The organism is Kitasatospora sp. SolWspMP-SS2h (genome assembly GCF_003259315.1).
GTDB classification, from domain to species: Bacteria; Actinomycetota; Actinomycetes; order Streptomycetales; family Streptomycetaceae; genus Kitasatospora; species Kitasatospora fiedleri.
The window spans coordinates 76,119-94,136 of the sequence record NZ_QLLT01000012.1 but is presented as its reverse complement, the minus strand read 5'-3'; the positions used below and the strand labels follow the sequence as shown (position 1 = coordinate 94,136).

The following is an 18,018-nucleotide window of genomic DNA, read 5'->3' as shown; positions in this document are numbered from 1 at the left end:
GCGGCAATCGGTCGGTGCGTTCCGGCGCCCGTTCAGGCGAGCGGGCGCGGGCGCGGTCCGCGCAGCAGGGTCTCGGCGTCCTGGTCGAGGAGCAGGCCGGCCACCGCGCGGCCGAGCTTCTCGGGGCCGACGGGGGTGCCGGAGAGGCGGGCCTCGATCTGCCGGGTGCCGCAGGGGGAGGTGATCTGGCCGTGCAGGGTGAGGATGCCGTCGGCGGTGGTGGCGAGGGCGCCGACCGGGACGGAGCAGCCGCCGTGGAGTTCGGCGAGCATGGCGCGTTCGGCGCGGACCTCGGCGTCGGTGCCGGGGTCGCCGGTGCCGGCGAGCAGTTCGCGGGTCCCGGCGTCGTCGGCGCGGACCTGGATGCCGAGGGCGCCCTGCCCGGGGCTGGGCGGGAAGCGGTCGAGCGGGAGGAACTCGGCGGCCTCCCCGGCGCGGCCGAGCCGGTGCAGGCCGGCCGCGGCCACGACGACCGCGTCCAGGGTGCGCAGCCGGGCCAGCCGGGTCGGGACGTTGCCGCGGATCCGCTCGGGGGCCAGGTCGGGCCGCACGTGCAGGAGTTGGGCGATCCGGCGGGCGGCGGAGGTGCCGACCCGGGCACCGGCCGGGAGGCCGGCGAGGGCGGCCCCGCACAGGGCGTCCCGGACGTCGGCGCGCGGCGGGGAGGGGAGCAGCACCAGGCCGTCGGGGTCGGCGGTGGGCAGGTCCTTGAGGGAGTGGACGACCACGTCGACCTCGCCGCCGAGCAGGGCGGCGGCCTGCCGTCCGGCGAACGCGGCGCCGCCGCCGCGTTCGGAGACCGCGCGCAGGTCGGACTTCCGGTCGAGGTCGCCGTCCTCCAGGATCACCCGGTGGCGGAACACGACGTCCGGGAAGCGCTCGCGCAGCGGGGCGAGGAACTCCTTGACCTGGGCCCGCGCCAGCTGGCTGGCGCGCGACCCCACCACCAGTTCGACCATCGTCAACTCCCGTCGGGAACGCTCACTCTGACGGTATGTTAGCGCCGCGCGAGCGGTCCGGTTTCCGACCGAATGTCGGGAAGCACCGGGACGGGAGGCGGGGGACGGGGCCGTCCGAGGGGTGGGACGGGGGCGGCGGGGGGCGGGGTGCCGGCGCTAGGGTGCCTGACATGACCCTGCTGGTGAGCCGCCGCCATGTCGACCATGGCCGTGCCACCACGACGGGGTGTCGCCGCGTCGGCTGACGCGGCCCGTTCCCCTCCCTCCTGCCGAGGGCCGCTCACGCACTCCGCCGAGCGGCTCCGCGCCTTCCTGCCCCGGTGCCGTTCGGCGTCCTCCCCTTCCGCTCCCGGCGGAACACGTCCGACTCCCGGAACAAGGACCTGCCATGCGCTCACGACTGCTGCTCCCCGCCCTCGCCCTGGCCGCCGCGCTCGCCGCCACCGCCTTCGGGCCGCTGCCGCCGCAGAACCCGGCGACCGCCCCGAACGGCAACGCCGGCATGCACGGCGACTCGGCGTCCAGCGACACCACCCCGTACGCCGGGCCCGGCACCGGCGCCGTCAACTGGAGCCGCACCGCGCTCGCCTCGGCCTGCCCGACCGTCACCGTCGGCCGGGACGGCTACCCCGTCGCGCTCTGCACCACGATCTTCGGCCAGACCCCGACCGTGCACCTGCTCGACCCGGCCAGCGGCAAGGACCTCGCCTCGCTGGAGCTGCCCAAGGGCGCGCTGTTCGGCGGCGTGTACGCCTACCTGGACCAGGACGACCGGCTGGTGGGAGTCGACGGCAACGACAACCTGCTCCGGATCGGCCACCACCGGGCGGGCAGCGGCTGGCAGTTGACCGTCGACCAGAGCACCCCGCTGGCCGGCGCCGTCCCGTCCGGCGACAACATCGTCGGCCTCAGCCCCGGCTGGGACGGCAGGGTGTGGTTCGCCACAGGCGGCGGCGTGATCGGCACCGCCGACACCGCCACCGGCGCGGTGCGCACCCTGGCCACCGGCGAGGGCGTCGCCAACAGCATCTCCACCGTCCCCGGCCACACCGCCGTCGCCACCGACCACGCCCTCTACCTGCTCGGCCAGGCCGCCGACGGCACGCCCGTCGTGCAGTGGCGCGCCCCCTACGACCGCGGCCCCGGCCGCAAGCCCGGCCAGCTCAGCTGGGGCACCGGCGCCACGCCCAGCTTCTTCGGTCCCGGCGACGGCACCGAGTACGTCGCCCTCACCGACAACGCCGCCCCGCACGAGAACCTGCTGGTCTACAGGGTCGACGCCGGACCGGCGCCGGTCTGCACCACGCCAGTGCTCACCAAGTGGGCCGCCAGCGGCACCGAGGACGCGGTGATCGCCTCCGGCCGCAGCGTGTTCGTCACCAACACCTACGGCTACCCGTACCCGGCGCTGCCCGAGGGCGCGCCCGCCAGCGTCCCGTCCTCGGCCTCCTACCAGGGCGGCCTGGCCCGGATCGACCTGAACGGGAGCGGCACCGGCTGCGCCACCGTCTGGGAGAGCGACGTCAAGTCGGCGGCGCTGCCCCGGCTCTCGCTCGGCGACAACCTGATCTACACCGCCACCGTCAGCGGCCCGACCGACTCGATCGGCGCGCAGACCTTCGCCACCTACGCGCACGCCGTGATCGACCCGGCCACCGGCGCCAAGCTCACCAGCACCGCCTTCGGCATCGGACTGCTGTACAACCCGCTCCAGATGACCGGCACCACCGCGCCCGACGGCACCCTCTACCAGGGCACCGAGACCGGCGTGCTGCGCATCACCCGCAAGTAGGGAACGCCGGAGGGGCCCCGGGGGAAGCTCCCCCGGGGCCCCTCCGGCGTTCCCGTCCGGAATTTCCCCCGCCGCCGGGAAACGCGCCCTACCCCCCGGGAAGCCCGGCTTCCTAGATTCCTCGACGCGACGACGCCGCGACCACGCCGCGATGCCGACACGACGACGCCGCGCTGCCGACACGACAACCGGCCCTGGACGAAACCGAGTTCAACCGAGTTCGACCGAATTCCCGAGGGGGAGAATGTGGCTGACCTAGAGGTGGGCGTACTGGCGATCGGCGCCGGCCCGGCGAACCTGGCCCTCGCCGCCGCGATCGAGGAGAGCGGATCGGCCGAACTGGCCGAGCGCACCCTGCTGCTGGAGCAGGCCCCGGACATCAAGTGGCAGCGCGACCTGCTGATGCCCTGGGCCCGCAGCCAGGTGTCCTTCCTGAAGGACCTGGTGACGCTGCGCGACCCGCGCAGCCGCTTCTCGTTCCTCAACTTCCTGCACCAGCACGACCGGCTCGACCAGTTCATCAACCTGGGCACCTTCCACCCGCACCGCTGGGAGTTCTCCGACTACCTCCAGTGGGTGGCCCGCTCGCTGGAGAAGGTGCGCATCCGCTACGACGCCCGGGTCACCGCCACCGAGCCGCGCCACGACGCCGACGGCCGGCTGATCGGCTGGCAGGTCACCCTCGCCGACGGCGACACCGTCCGCTGCCGCGACCTGGTCGTCGGCGCCGGGCGCGACATGCACATCCCGGAGGTCTTCGCCGACCTGCCCGCCGAGAAGCTCATCCACAGCGCCCGCTTCCGCAGCCGGATCAACGCCGTCGACAAGGACGCCCCGCTGCGCACCGTGGTGGTCGGCGGCGCGCAGAGCGCCGCCGAGATGTTCATGGCGCTGTACGAGAACCTGCCGAACTCCACCGTCACCATGCTGGTCCGCTCGATCGGCCTGCAGAACTACCAGACCAGCAAGTTCGTCAATGAGCTGTTCTACCCGTCCTTCGTCGACGAGTTCTTCGACGCCCCCGCCGAGACCCGCGCCCAGCTCCTCGACGAGATGCGGTTCACCAACTACGCGGCCCTCGCCCCGCCGTTCCTGGACGAGCTGTACATGCTGCTCTACCGGGAGAAGATGATCGGCACCGGCCGGGCCGAGGTCCGGGCGATGACCGAGGTGCTCGCCGCCCGCGAGGAGGACGGCGAGGTGGTCCTCGACCTGCGCGACCGGCGCACCGGCAAGGTCACCGAACTCCGCTGCGACCTGGTCCTGCTCGGCACCGGCTACGACAGCCGGATGCCGTCCCTGGTCCGGGAGCTGACCGGGAAGACCGGCCTGTCCGATGTCACCGTCAGCCGCGACTACCGGGTCGACCTGGGCACCGGCACCGACGCCGCGCTCTACCTCCAGGGCGTCAACGAGGCCACCCACGGCATCGCCGACTCGCTGATCAGCGTGCTCGCCCACCGGGCCCGCGACATCACCGGCGACCTGCTGGAGCGCCACGGCCTCGCCCCGGCCGGTGCCCGCTGATGGCCGCGCTGCTGGTGATCGCCCCCGGCCCCACCGCCAACGGTGACCTGCACCTGGGCCACCTGGCCGGGCCGTTCCTCTCCGCCGACGTCTGCGCCCGCTACGCCCGCGCCACCGGCCGCGACAGCCTGTTCGGCACCGGCGTCCACTTCACCCAGAACTACATCGTCACCACCGCCCGCCGGCTCGGCGAGGCCCCCGAGGAACTGCGGCTGCGCGCCGCCGAACAGGTCGAGGCCACCCTGGCCGCGGCCGGCATCGTCCCCGACGGCTTCGTCCGCTTCGACGAGCGCTACCTGAAGACCGTCCGCACCTTCTTCGAGCGGCTGCACGGCGAGGGGCACCTGCGGCTGCGCAAGGTGCGCTTCCCGTACCTGCCGGCCACCGGCGAGTACCTCACCGACGCCTACGTCCGCGGCGGCTGCCCGGTCTGCCTGGCCGAGGGCTGCGCCGGGCTGTGCGAGAACTGCGGCCACTGGATCGCCTCCGGCGAACTGCTCGGCCCGCGCTCCACCCGGCACCCCGAACTCCCGGTCGAACTGCGGGAGAAGGAGGTCCTGGTCCTGCCGCTGGAGGAGCACCGGGCCGCCCTCGCCAGCCACTTCGCCCGGCTCGCCCCCACCATGCGGCCCCGGCTCGCCCAACTGGTCGAGGAGCTGATGGCCCGCCGGCTGCCCGACTACCCGATCACCCTGCCGATCGACTGGGGCATCCCCGCCCCGTTCGCCGAGACCCCCGGCCAGGTGCTGTACTCCGACACCGAGACGGTCGCCTGGAGCCTGCACGCCATCGCACTGGCCGCCGAGTCGCGCGGCGAGGTGCCCGGCGACGAGGAACGGCACTGGGCGTTGGAGGCCGGACCCGAAGTGGTCTACTTCTTCGGCTCCGACGCCAGCTTCGCCTTCGCGCTGGCCGGCACCGCCATGCTGCTGGCCCTCGGCGGCCTCGCCCTGCCCGCGCACTTCGTCACCAACGAGTTCTACGAGCTCGACAGCGACAAGTTCTCCACCAGCCGCGGCCACGTCGTCACCGGACGCCAGCTCACCGCCGAAGTCCCGCGCGACCTGGCCCGCTACTACCTGGCCGTCACCGGACCGGACTTCCAGCGCACCAACTTCACCCGCGCCGCCATGGACCGGGTCTGCGGCCAGCGCCTGGTCGAACCGTGGAACCGGGTCGCCGCCAAGGCCGAGGCGTACCTCGACCGCGGCCCGCTGCCGGTCAGCGACCGCTCCCGGCACGCCGCCGCCCTGATCGCCGAACGCTTCGCGGCCGCCCTGCGCCCGCGCCGCTTCAGCCTCAGCGCCGCCGCGTTCACCCTCACCGAACAGCTCGGCCGGCTCGACCGCTGGGAGGTCACCGACGCGGACGCGGGCGACTTCTGGCACGAACTCGACCTGTTCCTGCGCTGCGCCGCCCCGCTGCTGGTCGACCTCGGGGCCGAGGCCCTGCCCGACCCCGCCATCCCCGCCGAACCGACCGCCACCACCGCCCTGCCCCGCGCCCTGCCCCGGCTGGCGACCCGCGTGCGCGGCGGCGGACGGTGAGCACCGCCGCCGCCCGGGCGGACAGCGGCACCACCGGCGGGACGGGCGGCACCGCCCGGGCGGACGGCGGCACCACCGGCAGCGCGGGCAGCGCGGACGGCGGCACCACCGGCAGCGCCGCCGCCCACGTGCTGGTGGTCGGCGCGGGCGTCACCGGGCTGCTCACCGCCGTCGCCTGCGCCCGGGCCGGGCACCGGGTCACCGTGCTGGAGCGCGGCCCGCTGCCCAACCCCGACGCCACCTCGCACGACCAGCACCGCGCCCTGCGCACCCTGCTGCCCGGCGACCCCGACGGCACCGCCCGCCGGCTCGCCGCGCACCGCCACTGGGAGGAGCTGGAGACCCTGCTCGGCACCGCGCTGTACCGCCGGGTCGGGGTCCTGACCGCCCACCCCGCGGACCGCCTCGACGAACTGCTCGCCGCGGCCGGGCGGGCGGGCGTCCCGGTCGACCTGCCCGCGCCGGTCGACCTCCCGCCGCTGGGCCTGCCGCCCGGCACCGTCGGGGTGCGCGAGCGCACCGGCGGCGTGCTGCTCGCCGACCGGGTGCTGCGCGCCGCCGTCCGCTGGCTGACCGCCCGGCCGGGGGTGGCGCTGCGCCCGCACAGCACCGTCCGCTCGGTGTTCACCGGCTCCGGGCGGATCGTGCTGGACACCGGCGAGGTGCTCCGCGGCGACCTGGCCCTGCTGGCCGGCGGCCCGTGGACGCGCCGGCTCGCCGACAGCCCCGTCACCCTGTACCGGCAGACCATGCTCTACCTGGGCCGGCCGGCCGGCGGCGACCGCTGGGACACCGCCCCCACCGCGGGCGGCCTCGGCCGCGAGGGCCGCGGCTGGGTGCTGCCGCCCGGCGCGGGCACCCTGCTCAAGCTCAGCTCCGACACGGTGTGCCGCCCCGTCGCGGACACCGACAGCGGCGGCGAGGACCAGCGCCCGTACCTGGACCGGCTGGCCGCCGAGGGCGTCCTGCCCGACCTGGAGCGCTACCCCGTGGCGGGCGTCCGGGTCTGCCACTACACCGCGGACGCCGCCACCGGCGGCCCGCTGCTGGCCCGGGTCTCCCCGGGCCTGTGGACCCGCGCCGCCTGCGGCGGCAGCGGGTTCTCCACCGCTCCGCTGGTCGCGGAGCGCATCGCCGAGGCAGTGAGGGAGGCGGCATGACCGACGAAGGGCCACCGATCGGGGTCCTCGATACGCTCCGGGCCACCCCGGCCACCGTCCGCTACCTGCTCGGCGGCGTCCTGGTCAACCAGCTCGGCGCGTTCGTCCAGACCTTCCTGGTGCTGTACCTGACGCACCGGGGGATGTCCGACGGCACCGCGGGCCTGGCGCTGGCCGCCTACAGCCTGGGCACCGTGTTCGGCACCGTGCTCGGCGGGGAGATCACCCACCGGCTCGGGGCGCGCACCGCGATCGTCGCGGCGATGGCCTGCTCCGCGCCGCTGGTCGCGGTGCTGCCGCTGCTGGCCCGGCCCGGGCGGGTCCCGGTGCTGCTGGTGGCGATCGCGCTGGCCGGGCTGTGCGCCCAGGCGTACCGGCCGGCCGCCTCGGTGCTGCTCAGCGACCTGATGCCGGAGCGCTACCAGGTGATGGCGTTCTCCATGATGCGGATCGCGCTGAACACCGGCGCGGCGCTCGCCCCGCTGATCGCCGCGGGCGTCATCCTGCTCGACTGGGACCTGCTGTTCTGGCTGGACGGCGCCACCACCCTGGTCTACGCGCTGCTCGCCCACCGGCTGCTGCCCCGGCACCAGGTGCCCGAGCCGACCCCGCAGGCGAAGTCCGAGCGGCGCTCCGGCGGCCGGGCGGCGTACGCGGCGATGCTCCGGGACCGGGCGTACCTGGCCTACCTGGCCGCGGTGGTGCTCGGGACGGTCGCCTACGTGCAGTCCTCGATCTCGCTGCCGCTGGAGATCGTCCACGACGGCTACCCGACCTGGCTGTACAGCGCGGTGCTGACCGCCTCCTCGCTGGTGCTGATCACCTGCGAGCTGAAGATCACCGCGTACATCACCCGCATCCCCACCCACCTGGCGGTCGGCGTCGGCCACCTGGTCAACTCGCTCGGCCTGGCCGCCTACGGGCTGGCCGTGCACTCCGGGGCGTTCGTGCTGTTCGGCGCGGTGCTCGCGGTCAGCGGCCTGATGATCGCCGGGCCCAGCATGTTCGCCCACCCGGCGACCTTCCCGGCCGCGGCCAAGGCCCGCTACCTGGCCACCATGCAGGCCGCGGCCGGGCTGGCCTCGGCGGTCGGACCGCTGTTCGGCGTCTGGGCCTGGACCAGGCTGCACGCCGGGTTCTGGGTGCTGATGGCGCTGGTCAACGGCCTGGCCGGGGTGCTCGCGCTGCTCGGCATCAAGCACCGGGCGGGCCCGGCGGACGCCGAGCGCCGGGACACCGACCCGGAACCCGTGGAGGAGACCGTATGAACGCCCGCCCCGCCCCCGCCGGCCCGGTGCTGATCGTCGGCTACGTGGCCTTCGCGGTGCCCGCCGTGGCCGCCTTCCAGGAGACCGGCTCGGTGGTCTACGTCGAGGAGCCGGACGTCGCCCGCAAGCGGCACCTCGCCGAGGCCGTCGAAGGCATCGACTACGCCCGCGGGCTGATCGAGTGGGAGTACCACCTGCCGGGCCGGGCGGACGCCTTCTTCGCCGCCCACCCCGGGCTCGACCCGGTCGCGGTGATCCCCGCCGTCGAGTACGCGGTGCCGTTCGCGGCCCGGCTCGCCGAGCGCTACGGGCTGCCCGGGGCCGGTCTGGGCGCGGCCCAACTGCTGCGCGACAAGCACCAGTTGCGGGTGGTCGCGGCTGCCGCCGGGATCGCCAACCCGGCCAGCGAGCCGGTCGCCGACGCCGCCGAGCTGGCCGGCTTCCTGGCCCGGCACCCCGGCCCGGCGGTGCTCAAGCCCGCCAACCGGCAGGCCTCGGTCGGCACCCTGGTGGTGCGCGGGCCGGAGGAGGTCGAGGCGGCCTGGGCGTTCGGGCAGGCCCAGGACGAGGGCGTGTTCGTCCCGGACCGGCCGATCGCGGCCGCCATGCTGGCCGAGGAGTACGTCCAGGGGCCGGAGTTCAGCGTCGAGATGCTGGTCTCCGGCGGGCGCCCGGTGTTCGCCAACACCACCGGCAAGCTGCTCTACCCCGGCCGGTACCCGATCGAGGCCGGGCACACCGTCCCGGCCGAACTGCCGCCGGACACCTGCGAACTGCTGGCCGCCGAGACCGAACGGCTGGCCGCCGCCGTCGGCTTCGGCACCGGCGTGCTGCACTGCGAGTGGATCCTCGCCGACGGCGTCCCGGTGCTGGTCGAGTGCGCCGGACGGCTGCCCGGCGACTCGATCACCGACCTGATCGAGGCCGCCTACCCGGTCGACCTCACCCGCGCCTACTACGCGCTGATGCGCGGCGACGACCCCGGCCCGCTGCCCGCCAAGGCCGAACGGGCCACCGCCGCCGCCTTCCTGGCCCCCGACCGGCCCGGCACCGTCACCGCCGTGCACGGCCTGGACGCGGCCGCCGCCGCCGAGGGCGTGCAACTGGCCGTGGTCGGCATCGCCCCCGGCCACCGCGCCGCCGGACTGCGCAGCTCCTGGGACCGGGTCGGCATCGTCACGGCCCTCGCCGACACCCCCGCCGAGGCCCGGCGGCTGGCCGACGAGGCCGCCGCACTGGTCCGGTTCGACCTCGACTCCCGCGCAGCGGAGGAATCATGACGGAACGTCAGGAAGCAACACCCGGCACGCTGCTGGTGATCGGCAGCGGACTGAAGGAGTACCGCGAGTACCTGGTCGGCCCGATGAGCCGCCGGGCCCGCGCCTCCGGACTGGAACTGCTGCTGGTCAACAACCTGCGGCCGACCTGGCAGCGCGAGTACTTCGACGAGATCGTGGTGGCCGACGTCTTCGACACCGCCACCATGAACGCCACCGTCCGGGAGATCGCCGCCCGCCGGAACATCGTCGGCCTGCTCTGCTGGGACGAGCCGCTGGTGCTGGACGCCGGCCTGCTGGCCGCCGAACTCGGCGTCCCCGGCCTGTCCGAGCGCGGCGTGCGCGGCGTGCGCGACAAGGACCGCACCCGCACCGTGCTCACCGCCGCCGGACTGCGCCAGCCCGGCTTCGCGCTCACCACCGACCTGGCGGAGGCCCGCGCCGCCGCCGCCCGGATCGGCTACCCGGTGGTGCTCAAGCCGCGCGCCATGGGCGCCAGCATCGGCGTGGTCTTCGCCGCCGACGAGGGCGAGCTCGACGCGGCGTTCGACACCGCGCTGTCCGCCAGCCGGGTCGACCCCGGGCCGTACCGGGCCAGCGTGATCGTCGAGGAGTACGCGGGCGGGCCGGAGATCAGCGTGGACGGCGCCGTCCACCGGGGCGAGTACCTGCCGCTGTTCCTGGCCCGCAAGTACAGCAGCGACGAGCCGTACTTCGAGGAGGTCGGCCACATCGTCGACGCCGCCGACCCGCTGCTCGCCGACCCCGCGCTGCTGGCCGTGCTGGCCGACGCGCACCGGGCGCTCGGCGTCGAGGACGGCATCACCCACACCGAGCTGCGGCTCACCCCGCGCGGACCGCTGATCATCGAGGTCAACGGCCGGCTCGGCGGCGACCTGATCCCGCTGCTGGGCCGGATCGCCACCGGCATCGAGCCCGGCGAGGTGCTGTTCGACGTCGCGGTCGGCCGCCGCCCGCGGACCGCCCCGAGCCGCGCCGCGGTGGCCGGCATCCGCTTCGGCTGCCCCGAACAGGACTGCCGGCTGGAGGAGTTGACCCTCCCCAAGCCCGGCGACGCGCCCGGCCTGCTGCACGCCGCGCCGATGGCCCCGACCGGCACCGTGCTGCGGCTGCCCCCCGGCGGCTACCTGGCCCGGCACTCCTTCGTGGTGTGTGAGGCCGACAGCCTCGCCGCCTGCGAGCAGCGGCTGGCCGCCGCCGCCGAGCTGGTCGAGACCCGGGTCTCCGAGGTCGGCCCGGCCGACCCGCAGGCCCCGTTCGCGATGCCCGCCGGACTGCTGGACGTGGACCGGTGAGCGCCGCCGCGGCCCTGGACGCCGCCGAGATCCTGCGCCGTGCCAAGGAGCTGGCGCCGGTGCTGCGGGAGAAGGCCCCGGAGATCGAGGCCAACCGCACCCTGCCCGCCGAGGTGGTCGAACTGCTGCGCGCCACCGGCGTGTTCCGGATGTGCTTCGCCCGCGCCCGGGGCGGCCCGGAACTCACCTCGATCGAGCAGCTGGAGGTGGTGGAGGCGCTCGCGTACGGCGACGCCTCGGCCGCCTGGTGCGCGGTGATCGGCGCCAACAGCGGCCTGCTGGCCAACTTCCTGCACCAGTCCGTGGTCAAGGACGTCTACCCCGACCTGGACCTGATCACCGCGGGCGTGCTCGCCCCGGCCGGCCGGGCCGAGCGGGTCCCCGGCGGCTTCCGGCTCAGCGGGCGCTGGTCGTTCGGCTCCGGGATCAAGCACAGCGACTGGGTGACCTCCGGGGCCTTCCTGTTCCAGGACGGCGAGCCCTGGGCCGAGCCCGGCAGCCCGCACGCCCACGACTCCCGGCAGTTCCTGGTGCCGCGCTCCGCCGTCGAGGTGGTCGAGAACTGGGACACCACCGGCCTGCGCGGGACCGGCAGCTGCGACTACACGATGGACGGGGTGTTCGTCCCCGAGGAGCACACCTTCACCTTCTGGGAGGTCCGCGGCACCCCGGGCCCGCTCGCCCAGCCCGACTCCTTCATGCGCGCCCTGTGCGGCGTCCCGCTCGGGGTGGCCCGCGCCGCCCTCGACCACGCCCGCGAGACGGCCACCGCCCGCTACGACCGGATGGCCGGCCGCAGCTGGGCCGACAGCTGGCGGGTGCAGACCGAACTCGCGCGCTGCGAGGCCGAGTTCCACGCCGCACGGGAGGGCGTGTACGGGGCGGCCCGGCGGCAGTGGGAGGTGCTGGCGGCCGGCGGCACCCTGGACGACCTCACCCCGACCGAGCGGGCCGCCTCCCCGCTCGCCTGGCTGCACGCCTTCCGCACCTCCCGGGCCGTCGTGGTCCGGCTCTACGACCTGCTCCAGACCTGGTCGATCAACCGCTCCTCGCCGATGGACCGCTGGCTGCGCGACACCGCCGTGATGTGCCAGAACCTCACCGCCCAGGACGCGGTGCTGGAGTCGGTCGGCGCCTACCTGCTCGGCCGGCCGCCGCTGTTCCGGATCAGCCTCGGCCTCTCCACCTGACCCGACGCCCCACCCCCGACAGAGAAGGAGAAGTGACGCGATGACATCGGAGATCCTGCGCCGGGCGAAGGAGCTGGCGCCGGTGCTGCGGGAGAAGGCCCCGGAGATCGAGGCCAACCGCACCCTGCCCGCCGAGGTGGTCGAACTGCTGCGCGCCACCGGCGTGTTCGGCATGTGCTACGGCCCCGAGTGGGGCGGCCCCGGACTCACCTCGATGGAGCAGACCGAGGTGGTGGAGGCGCTCGCGTACGGCGACGCCTCGGCCGCCTGGTGCGCGGTGATCGGCGCCAACACCGGCATCTACGCCAACTTCCTGGACCAGACCGTCGCCAAGGAGGTCTTCCCGCGCCCGGACCTGGTGGTGGCCGGACTGCTCCAGCCCGCCGGCCGGGCCGAGCGGGTCCCCGGCGGCTTCCGGCTCAGCGGACGCTGGTCGTTCGGCTCCGGCGTCAAGCACGCCGACTGGGTGACCTCCGGGGCCTTCCTCTACCAGGACGGCGAGCCCTGGGCCGAGCCCGGCAGCAAGCACCGGCACGACTCCCGGCAGTTCCTGGTGCCCCGCTCCGCCGTCGAGGTGGTCGACAACTGGGACACCACCGGCCTGTGCGGCAGCGGCAGTTGCGACTACACGATGGACGACGTGTTCGTCCCCGAGGAGCACACCTACACCTTCGCCACCCCGCAGGGCCGCCCCGGCCCGCTCGCCCAGCCCGACTCCTTCACCCGGGCGATGTGCGGCGTCCCGCTCGGGGTGGCCCGCGCCGCCCTCGACCACGCCCGCGAGGTGGCCACCACCCGCTACGACCGGATGGCCGGCCGCAGCTGGGCCGACAGCTGGCGGGTGCAGACCGAACTCGCCCGGCTGGAAGCCGAGTTCAACGCCACCCGGGAGGGCGTGTACGGCGCGATGCGCCGGCAGTGGGCGGTGCTGGCGGCCGGCGGCACCCTGGGCGACCTCACCCCGACCGAGCGGGCGGCCTCCCCGCTGTCCTGGCTGCACGCCTTCCGCAGCTCCCGCGACGTGGTCGCCCGGCTCTACGACCTGCTCCAGACCTGGTCGATCAACCGCTCCTCGCCGATGGACCGCTGGCTGCGCGACACCACCGTGCTCGTCCAGCACCTGGTCGCCCAGGACCGCATCCTGCAGTCCGCCGGGGCCTACCTGCTGGGCTCCGAGCCGGAGTTCGGCATCAGCCTCGGCCTGGTCTGAGCCCCCGCCGCAGTTGAACTCCCCGCCGCCAACCCCCAAGGGAGGGAACCCCGATGAGCAGACTCGTCCTGCTGGTCAACCCGAACAAGGTGCATCCGCCGATCGCGCCGTACGCCCTCGACGTGCTCACCACCGCGCTGGAGGACGACGGCTTCGAGGTGGAGGTGCTCGACCTGACCTTCCGCCGCGACGACTGGAAAGCCTGCCTGCACGAGTACTTCGCCGAGCGCTCCCCGATGCTGGTCGGGGTGACCGTCCGCAACACCGACACCGTGTACGCCTTCGAGCAGCGCCCGTTCGTCGGCGAGCACCGGGAGATCATCACCGAGATCCGCCGGCACACCGACGCCCCCGTGGTCGGCGGCGGGATCGGCTTCTCCACCATGCCGTTCGCGCTGGTCGAGTACTTCGGCATCGACTACGGCGTGAAGGGCCCCGGCGAGAAGATCCTCTGCGAGCTGGCCGCCGCGGTCGCCGAGGGCCGCGACACCGCCGGCATCCCCGGCCTGATCCGCAACACCGCGCGCGGCGCCGTCCGGGTGCCGCCCGCCGTCCTCACCGTCCGCCACGGCAAGCCCCAACCCGCCGAGGCCACCGGGCAGTTCGAGCCCCGGGTCTGGCAGGTCGACCGGCTCTCGGTGTACCGGCGGCGCTCCGGCGTGCCGCGCCGGGTCGACAACCTGGAGTACTACCGGCGCGGCGGCCTGGGCTCGATCCTGACCAAGAACGGCTGCGCCTACCGCTGCTCGCACTGCGTCGAGCCCGACGCCAAGGGCACCCGCTACGGGCAGCGCGAACTCGCCTCGGTGGTCGACGAGATGGAGTCGCTGGCGGCCCAGGGCATCCTGGACCAGCACACCACCGACAGCGAGTTCAACCTGTCCATCGCGCACGCCAAGAACCTGCTGCGGGAGATCGTCCGGCGCCGGCACGCCGACCCGGACAACCCGCTCAACCAGCTGCGGCTCTGGGTCTACTGCCAGCCCAGCCCGTTCGACGAGGAGTTCGCCGACCTGCTGGCCGCGGCCGGCTGCCGGGGCGTCAACGTGGGCAGCGACCACATCCGCCCCGAGGTGCTCAGCGGCTGGAAGGTCACCGAGAAGGGCGGCACCTACTACACCTTCGCCGACACCGAGCGGCTGGTGCGGCTGTGCCACGAGCGCGGCATCCTCACCATGGTCGAGGCGCTGTTCGGCATGCCGGGGGAGACCCCCGAGACGGTCCGCGCCTGCGTGGACGCCTTCATGGCGCTGGACGCCACCGTCACCGGCTTCTCGCTCGGCCTGCGGCTGTTCCCGTACACCCCGATGGGCATCGACATCGCCGAGCGGTGCGCGGGCGTGCGCACCGTCCCCGGCCTCCAGTCCAACACCGCCGACGGCCCGATCGTGCTCAAGCCGCTGCGGATGTGCGCCTCCCCGGCCGAGTACGAGCGGCAGTTCATGTTCGACGAGCACGGCAACTTCCGGCTGGTCTGCTACTTCTCGCCCGACCTGCTGCCCGACCCGGCCCGGGCCGCCGACCCGGCCGAGCGCTGGCACGGCGCGGTCACCGACCTGTGGGCGCTGATCGACCCGGCCGACCACCACCGGGTCATGCTGCCCACCGTCGAGGGCATGAGCGAGCACGACAACAACTACGCCGACAACCCCTTCCTCACCAGCCTGGGCGGGCTCGGCTACACCGGCGCCTTCTGGTCGCACTGGCGCGGCCGGGAGGAGATCATGCGCAAGGCCCGGGAAGCCGCCGCCCAATCGTCACATCTGCCAACTCCTGTATGACATTGCGCACTTGAGGTGCCGGTTTGATCGGATCATGATGAGATAACGGAATCGTCACTACCCGTGATCATCCGCCGCCGCACCGCCGCCGCACCGCTGCCACGCCGCTGTCACGCCGCGCACCACCCGCCGCACCACCACACGCCGCGAGGGGACGATGAACCAGCACGGGACCACCGCACCGCTGACCGTGCTGCTCGCGGACGCCCAGCCCGCCGTCCGCCAGGGCGTCCGCTCCATGGTGGAGTCCGGCGGCGGCGCGGCGGTGGTCGGCGAGGCCGGCACCACCGGCGAAGTGCTCGCCGCGACCTCCCGGCACCGGCCCGACGTGCTGGTCCTCGACCCGCAGATGGACGAGGGCACCGGCATGCGGATGATCAGCCAGGTGCTCCGGCTCACCCCCGAGACCGGCGTCCTGGTGTTCAGTCCCCTCGACGACGACAAGGCCGTCGCCGCCGCCTTCCACGCCGGCGCCCGCGGCTACCTGGTCAAACGCGCCACCGCCGACCAGATCGTCCGCGGCATCCACGCCGTCGGCGCGGGCGAGGCCATCCTCGACCGCGCCATCGCGGCCCGGCTCGGCACCCTGATCGGCGTCGGCCCGCGCCCGCGCAGCTACCCGTTCCCGCAGCTCAGCGACCGCGAGCGCGAGGTCCTCGAACACCTCGCCGCCGGGCGCTCCAACACCTTCATCGCCCGGGAACTCGCCCTCGCCTCCAAGACGGTCAGCAACCGGATCTCCGGCATCCTCGGCAAGCTCGGCGTCGCCGACCGCGCCCAGGCCCTGGTCCTCGCCCGCGACGCCGGCCTCGGCCACGCCGCCGCGGCCCGCTGACCCGCCGACCCGCGCCCTCCCCACCCCCACCTCCGCCCCTTTGCCACCGCCTCCGCCGAACGGAGCCCCGCCATGCCCGAGAACGGCCCGCCGCCCGGCCTGGTGATCCGCCGCCAGGAACCCCGGCAGCTCGAACGCGCCCACGGACTCGACCTGAAACTCCTGCACCCCTGGGGCGAGTTGACCACCCCCTTCCACGGCGCCTGGTGCGTGCTGCGCCCCGGCGACCTCACCGACACCCACCAGCACACCGAACGCGAACTCTTCATCTGCATGAGCGGCCGCGGCGAGGTCCGCACCGCCGACGGCAGCCACCCCATCGCCGCCGGCGACCTCGTCCTGCTCCCCGCCGACACCGACCACGCCGTCGCCAACCCGCACGACACCGACTTCGCCTACTACGCCATCTGGTGGCAGGCGTGAACCCCCGCCACCCCGCCCCGCTCGACTACGACGGCCGCCGCTTCCACGCCCCCGACGGCGACCGCCGCACCGTCGCCGTCTACCACCAGCAGGGCGACCTGGTCTGGGGCGAGGTCACCGGCGGCACCGTCCAGCGCGGCTGGACCGCCGGCACCCGCCAGCCCGACGGCACCCTCGCCATGGGCTACACCTTCGTCCTCACCGACGGCCAGATCGTCTGCGGCCGCACCCACAACACCCCCACCCTCACCCCCGACGGCCGCATCCGCCTGCACGAGACCTGGGAGCGCTACGGCCCCACCCCCGGCACCGGCACCTCCACCATCGAGGAGATCGCCCCGTGACCGCCGACTGGGCGCTGCTCGACAAGCACACCGCCGGCCCGCTGCTGCGCCCCGGGGACGGCGCCTTCCACGAGTCCTCCGCGGCCTTCAACGAACGCTGGGCCGACCGCACGCCCACCGCCGTGCTGCGGGCCGCCGGCCCGCCGGACGTGCTGCGGGCCATCAACTGGGCCCGCGACCACGCGGTGCCGATCGTGCCGCGCGGCGGCGGGCACTCGTACGCCGGGAACTCCGTCAACTCCGGCCTGGTGGTGGACCTGCGGGCCCTCGACGCGATCACCGTCGACCCGGCGACCGGACGGGTCACCGTCGGCGGCGGCGTGCTGACCGGCGCGCTGTACGCCGCGCTGCGCCCGCACGGCCTCGCGCTGCCGCTCGGCAACGGCGCCGGGGTGGGGATCGCCGGGCTGGCGCTCGGCGGCGGCTCCGCCGCCACCTCCCGCCGGTTCGGACTGACCGCCGACACGCTGCGCGCCACCACCCTGGCCACCGCCGACGGCACCGTCCTGACCTGCGACGCGGACCGCAACGAGGACCTGTACTGGGCCTGCCGGGGCGGTGGCGGCGGCAACTTCGGGATCAACCTCGACCTGACCTTCCAGGCCGTCGAGGCCCCCGCCGCGTCCACCTGCCTGCTGCTCTGGGAGGCCGAGCACGCCGAGCACGTGCTGCCGGCCGTCCAGGAGCTGATGCTCACCGCGCCCGAGGAGACCTCGCTGCGGCTGGGCGTCGCCACCTCCGGCGGCCGGACCCTGGTCTCCACCGTCGGCCTGCACCTGGGCCCGGCCGCCGAGCTGCGCGCGCTGCTCGCCCCGGCGTTCGCCGCCGGGCCGCCGCTGCGCGCGGAGATCGCCGACCGGGCCTTCTGGGACGCGATGGACCACCTGCGGCACGAGACCAGCGGCGGCGCGTTCGCCGTCCGCACCCACTTCGCGGCCCGCCCGCTGCCGCCCGCCGCACTGGCCGCCGCGCTGGCGCACCTGGCCGCCGCGCCGCCCGGCGGCAACGCCGACGGCTGCGGGTTCGCGCTGTTCGGCTGGGGCGGGGCGATCAACCGGGTCGACCCGGCGGCCACCGCCTTCGTCCACCGCGACGCGCAGTACCTGGTCAGCCTGGACACCTCCTGGCTGCCGGGCGAGGACCCGGCCCCGCACCTGGACTGGCTGGCCGGACTCGACCACCTGATCGCCGCGCACGCGACCGGCGGCGCCTACCTGAACTTCACCGATCCGGACCTGCGGGGCTGGCGCGACGCCTACCACGGTGCCAACTACCCCCGGTTGGTGGCCACCAAGCAGCGCCACGACCCGGACCGGCTGTTCGCCTTCCCGCAGTCCATCGGCAGCTGAAACCGCACGTGCGGAACCGCACGTGCCCGCGCACGGAACG

General features: G+C 74.6%; 15 protein-coding genes. 14 read left to right on the top strand and 1 reads right to left on the bottom strand.

The window, feature by feature from the left end:
• Window positions 1–32: 32 nt before the first annotated feature.
• Window positions 33–959 carry a hydroxymethylbilane synthase gene (hemC, locus tag K353_RS16580; RefSeq protein ID WP_111554364.1) on the bottom strand — a complete coding sequence of 309 codons (927 nt, stop codon included), beginning with the start codon at window positions 957–959 and terminating at the stop codon, window positions 33–35.
• Between the two features lie 388 nt (window positions 960–1,347).
• On the opposite strand from hemC, the gene K353_RS16575 reads away from it, so the two are divergent.
• The 14 genes from K353_RS16575 to K353_RS16510 all read left to right on the top strand — a co-directional run bounded on the left by K353_RS16575 (window position 1,348) and on the right by K353_RS16510 (window position 17,978).
• Window positions 1,348–2,751 carry a hypothetical protein gene (locus K353_RS16575; protein WP_111554363.1) on the top strand — a complete coding sequence of 468 codons (1,404 nt, stop codon included), beginning with the start codon at window positions 1,348–1,350 and terminating at the stop codon, window positions 2,749–2,751.
• 246 nt (window positions 2,752–2,997) lie between these two features.
• Window positions 2,998–4,278, top strand: coding sequence for a lysine N(6)-hydroxylase/L-ornithine N(5)-oxygenase family protein (locus K353_RS16570; RefSeq protein ID WP_111554362.1), 1,281 nt, complete (start codon window positions 2,998–3,000; stop codon window positions 4,276–4,278).
• Window positions 4,278–5,825 carry a class I tRNA ligase family protein gene (locus tag K353_RS16565; protein WP_111554361.1) on the top strand — a complete coding sequence of 516 codons (1,548 nt, stop codon included), beginning with the start codon at window positions 4,278–4,280 and terminating at the stop codon, window positions 5,823–5,825. Before K353_RS16570 ends, K353_RS16565 begins: the two co-directional genes overlap by 1 nt.
• Entirely contained in the window at window positions 5,822–6,985 is a 1,164-nt protein-coding gene (locus tag K353_RS16560; RefSeq protein WP_233533629.1) for an FAD-binding oxidoreductase, read from the top strand. Before K353_RS16565 ends, K353_RS16560 begins: the two co-directional genes overlap by 4 nt.
• On the top strand, window positions 6,982–8,253 hold the full coding sequence (locus tag K353_RS16555; RefSeq protein WP_111554360.1) for an MFS transporter: 1,272 nt from the start codon (window positions 6,982–6,984) through the stop codon (window positions 8,251–8,253). The genes K353_RS16560 and K353_RS16555 overlap by 4 nt, the downstream gene beginning before the upstream one ends.
• Window positions 8,250–9,533: an ATP-grasp domain-containing protein gene (locus tag K353_RS16550; RefSeq protein ID WP_111554359.1), complete on the top strand. Its 1,284-nt coding sequence runs from the start codon at window positions 8,250–8,252 to the stop codon at window positions 9,531–9,533. The genes K353_RS16555 and K353_RS16550 overlap by 4 nt, the downstream gene beginning before the upstream one ends.
• Window positions 9,530–10,846 carry an acetyl-CoA carboxylase biotin carboxylase subunit family protein gene (locus tag K353_RS16545; RefSeq protein WP_111554358.1) on the top strand — a complete coding sequence of 439 codons (1,317 nt, stop codon included), beginning with the start codon at window positions 9,530–9,532 and terminating at the stop codon, window positions 10,844–10,846. Before K353_RS16550 ends, K353_RS16545 begins: the two co-directional genes overlap by 4 nt.
• A complete protein-coding gene (locus K353_RS16540; RefSeq protein WP_111554357.1) occupies window positions 10,843–12,036 on the top strand; it encodes an acyl-CoA dehydrogenase family protein in 1,194 nt (397 codons plus the stop codon). The genes K353_RS16545 and K353_RS16540 overlap by 4 nt, the downstream gene beginning before the upstream one ends.
• 40 nt (window positions 12,037–12,076) lie before the next feature.
• Window positions 12,077–13,246 carry an acyl-CoA dehydrogenase family protein gene (locus K353_RS16535; protein ID WP_111554356.1) on the top strand — a complete coding sequence of 390 codons (1,170 nt, stop codon included), beginning with the start codon at window positions 12,077–12,079 and terminating at the stop codon, window positions 13,244–13,246.
• A 53-nt stretch (window positions 13,247–13,299) separates the two neighbouring features.
• Window positions 13,300–15,027, top strand: a complete 1,728-nt coding sequence (gene tsrT / locus K353_RS16530; RefSeq protein WP_111554355.1) for a tryptophan 2-C-methyltransferase — start codon at window positions 13,300–13,302, stop codon at window positions 15,025–15,027.
• A 157-nt stretch (window positions 15,028–15,184) separates the two neighbouring features.
• Window positions 15,185–15,862 carry a response regulator transcription factor gene (locus tag K353_RS16525; protein WP_111554354.1) on the top strand — a complete coding sequence of 226 codons (678 nt, stop codon included), beginning with the start codon at window positions 15,185–15,187 and terminating at the stop codon, window positions 15,860–15,862.
• A 72-nt stretch (window positions 15,863–15,934) separates the two neighbouring features.
• On the top strand, window positions 15,935–16,285 hold the full coding sequence (locus K353_RS16520) for a cupin domain-containing protein (RefSeq protein ID WP_100835555.1): 351 nt from the start codon (window positions 15,935–15,937) through the stop codon (window positions 16,283–16,285).
• Complete coding sequence (locus tag K353_RS16515) at window positions 16,273–16,629, top strand: hypothetical protein (RefSeq protein WP_233533628.1); 357 nt, start codon at window positions 16,273–16,275, stop codon at window positions 16,627–16,629. The genes K353_RS16520 and K353_RS16515 overlap by 13 nt, the downstream gene beginning before the upstream one ends.
• Complete coding sequence (locus K353_RS16510; protein ID WP_111554352.1) at window positions 16,626–17,978, top strand: FAD-binding oxidoreductase; 1,353 nt, start codon at window positions 16,626–16,628, stop codon at window positions 17,976–17,978. The genes K353_RS16515 and K353_RS16510 overlap by 4 nt, the downstream gene beginning before the upstream one ends.
• Window positions 17,979–18,018: the final 40 nt, after the last annotated feature.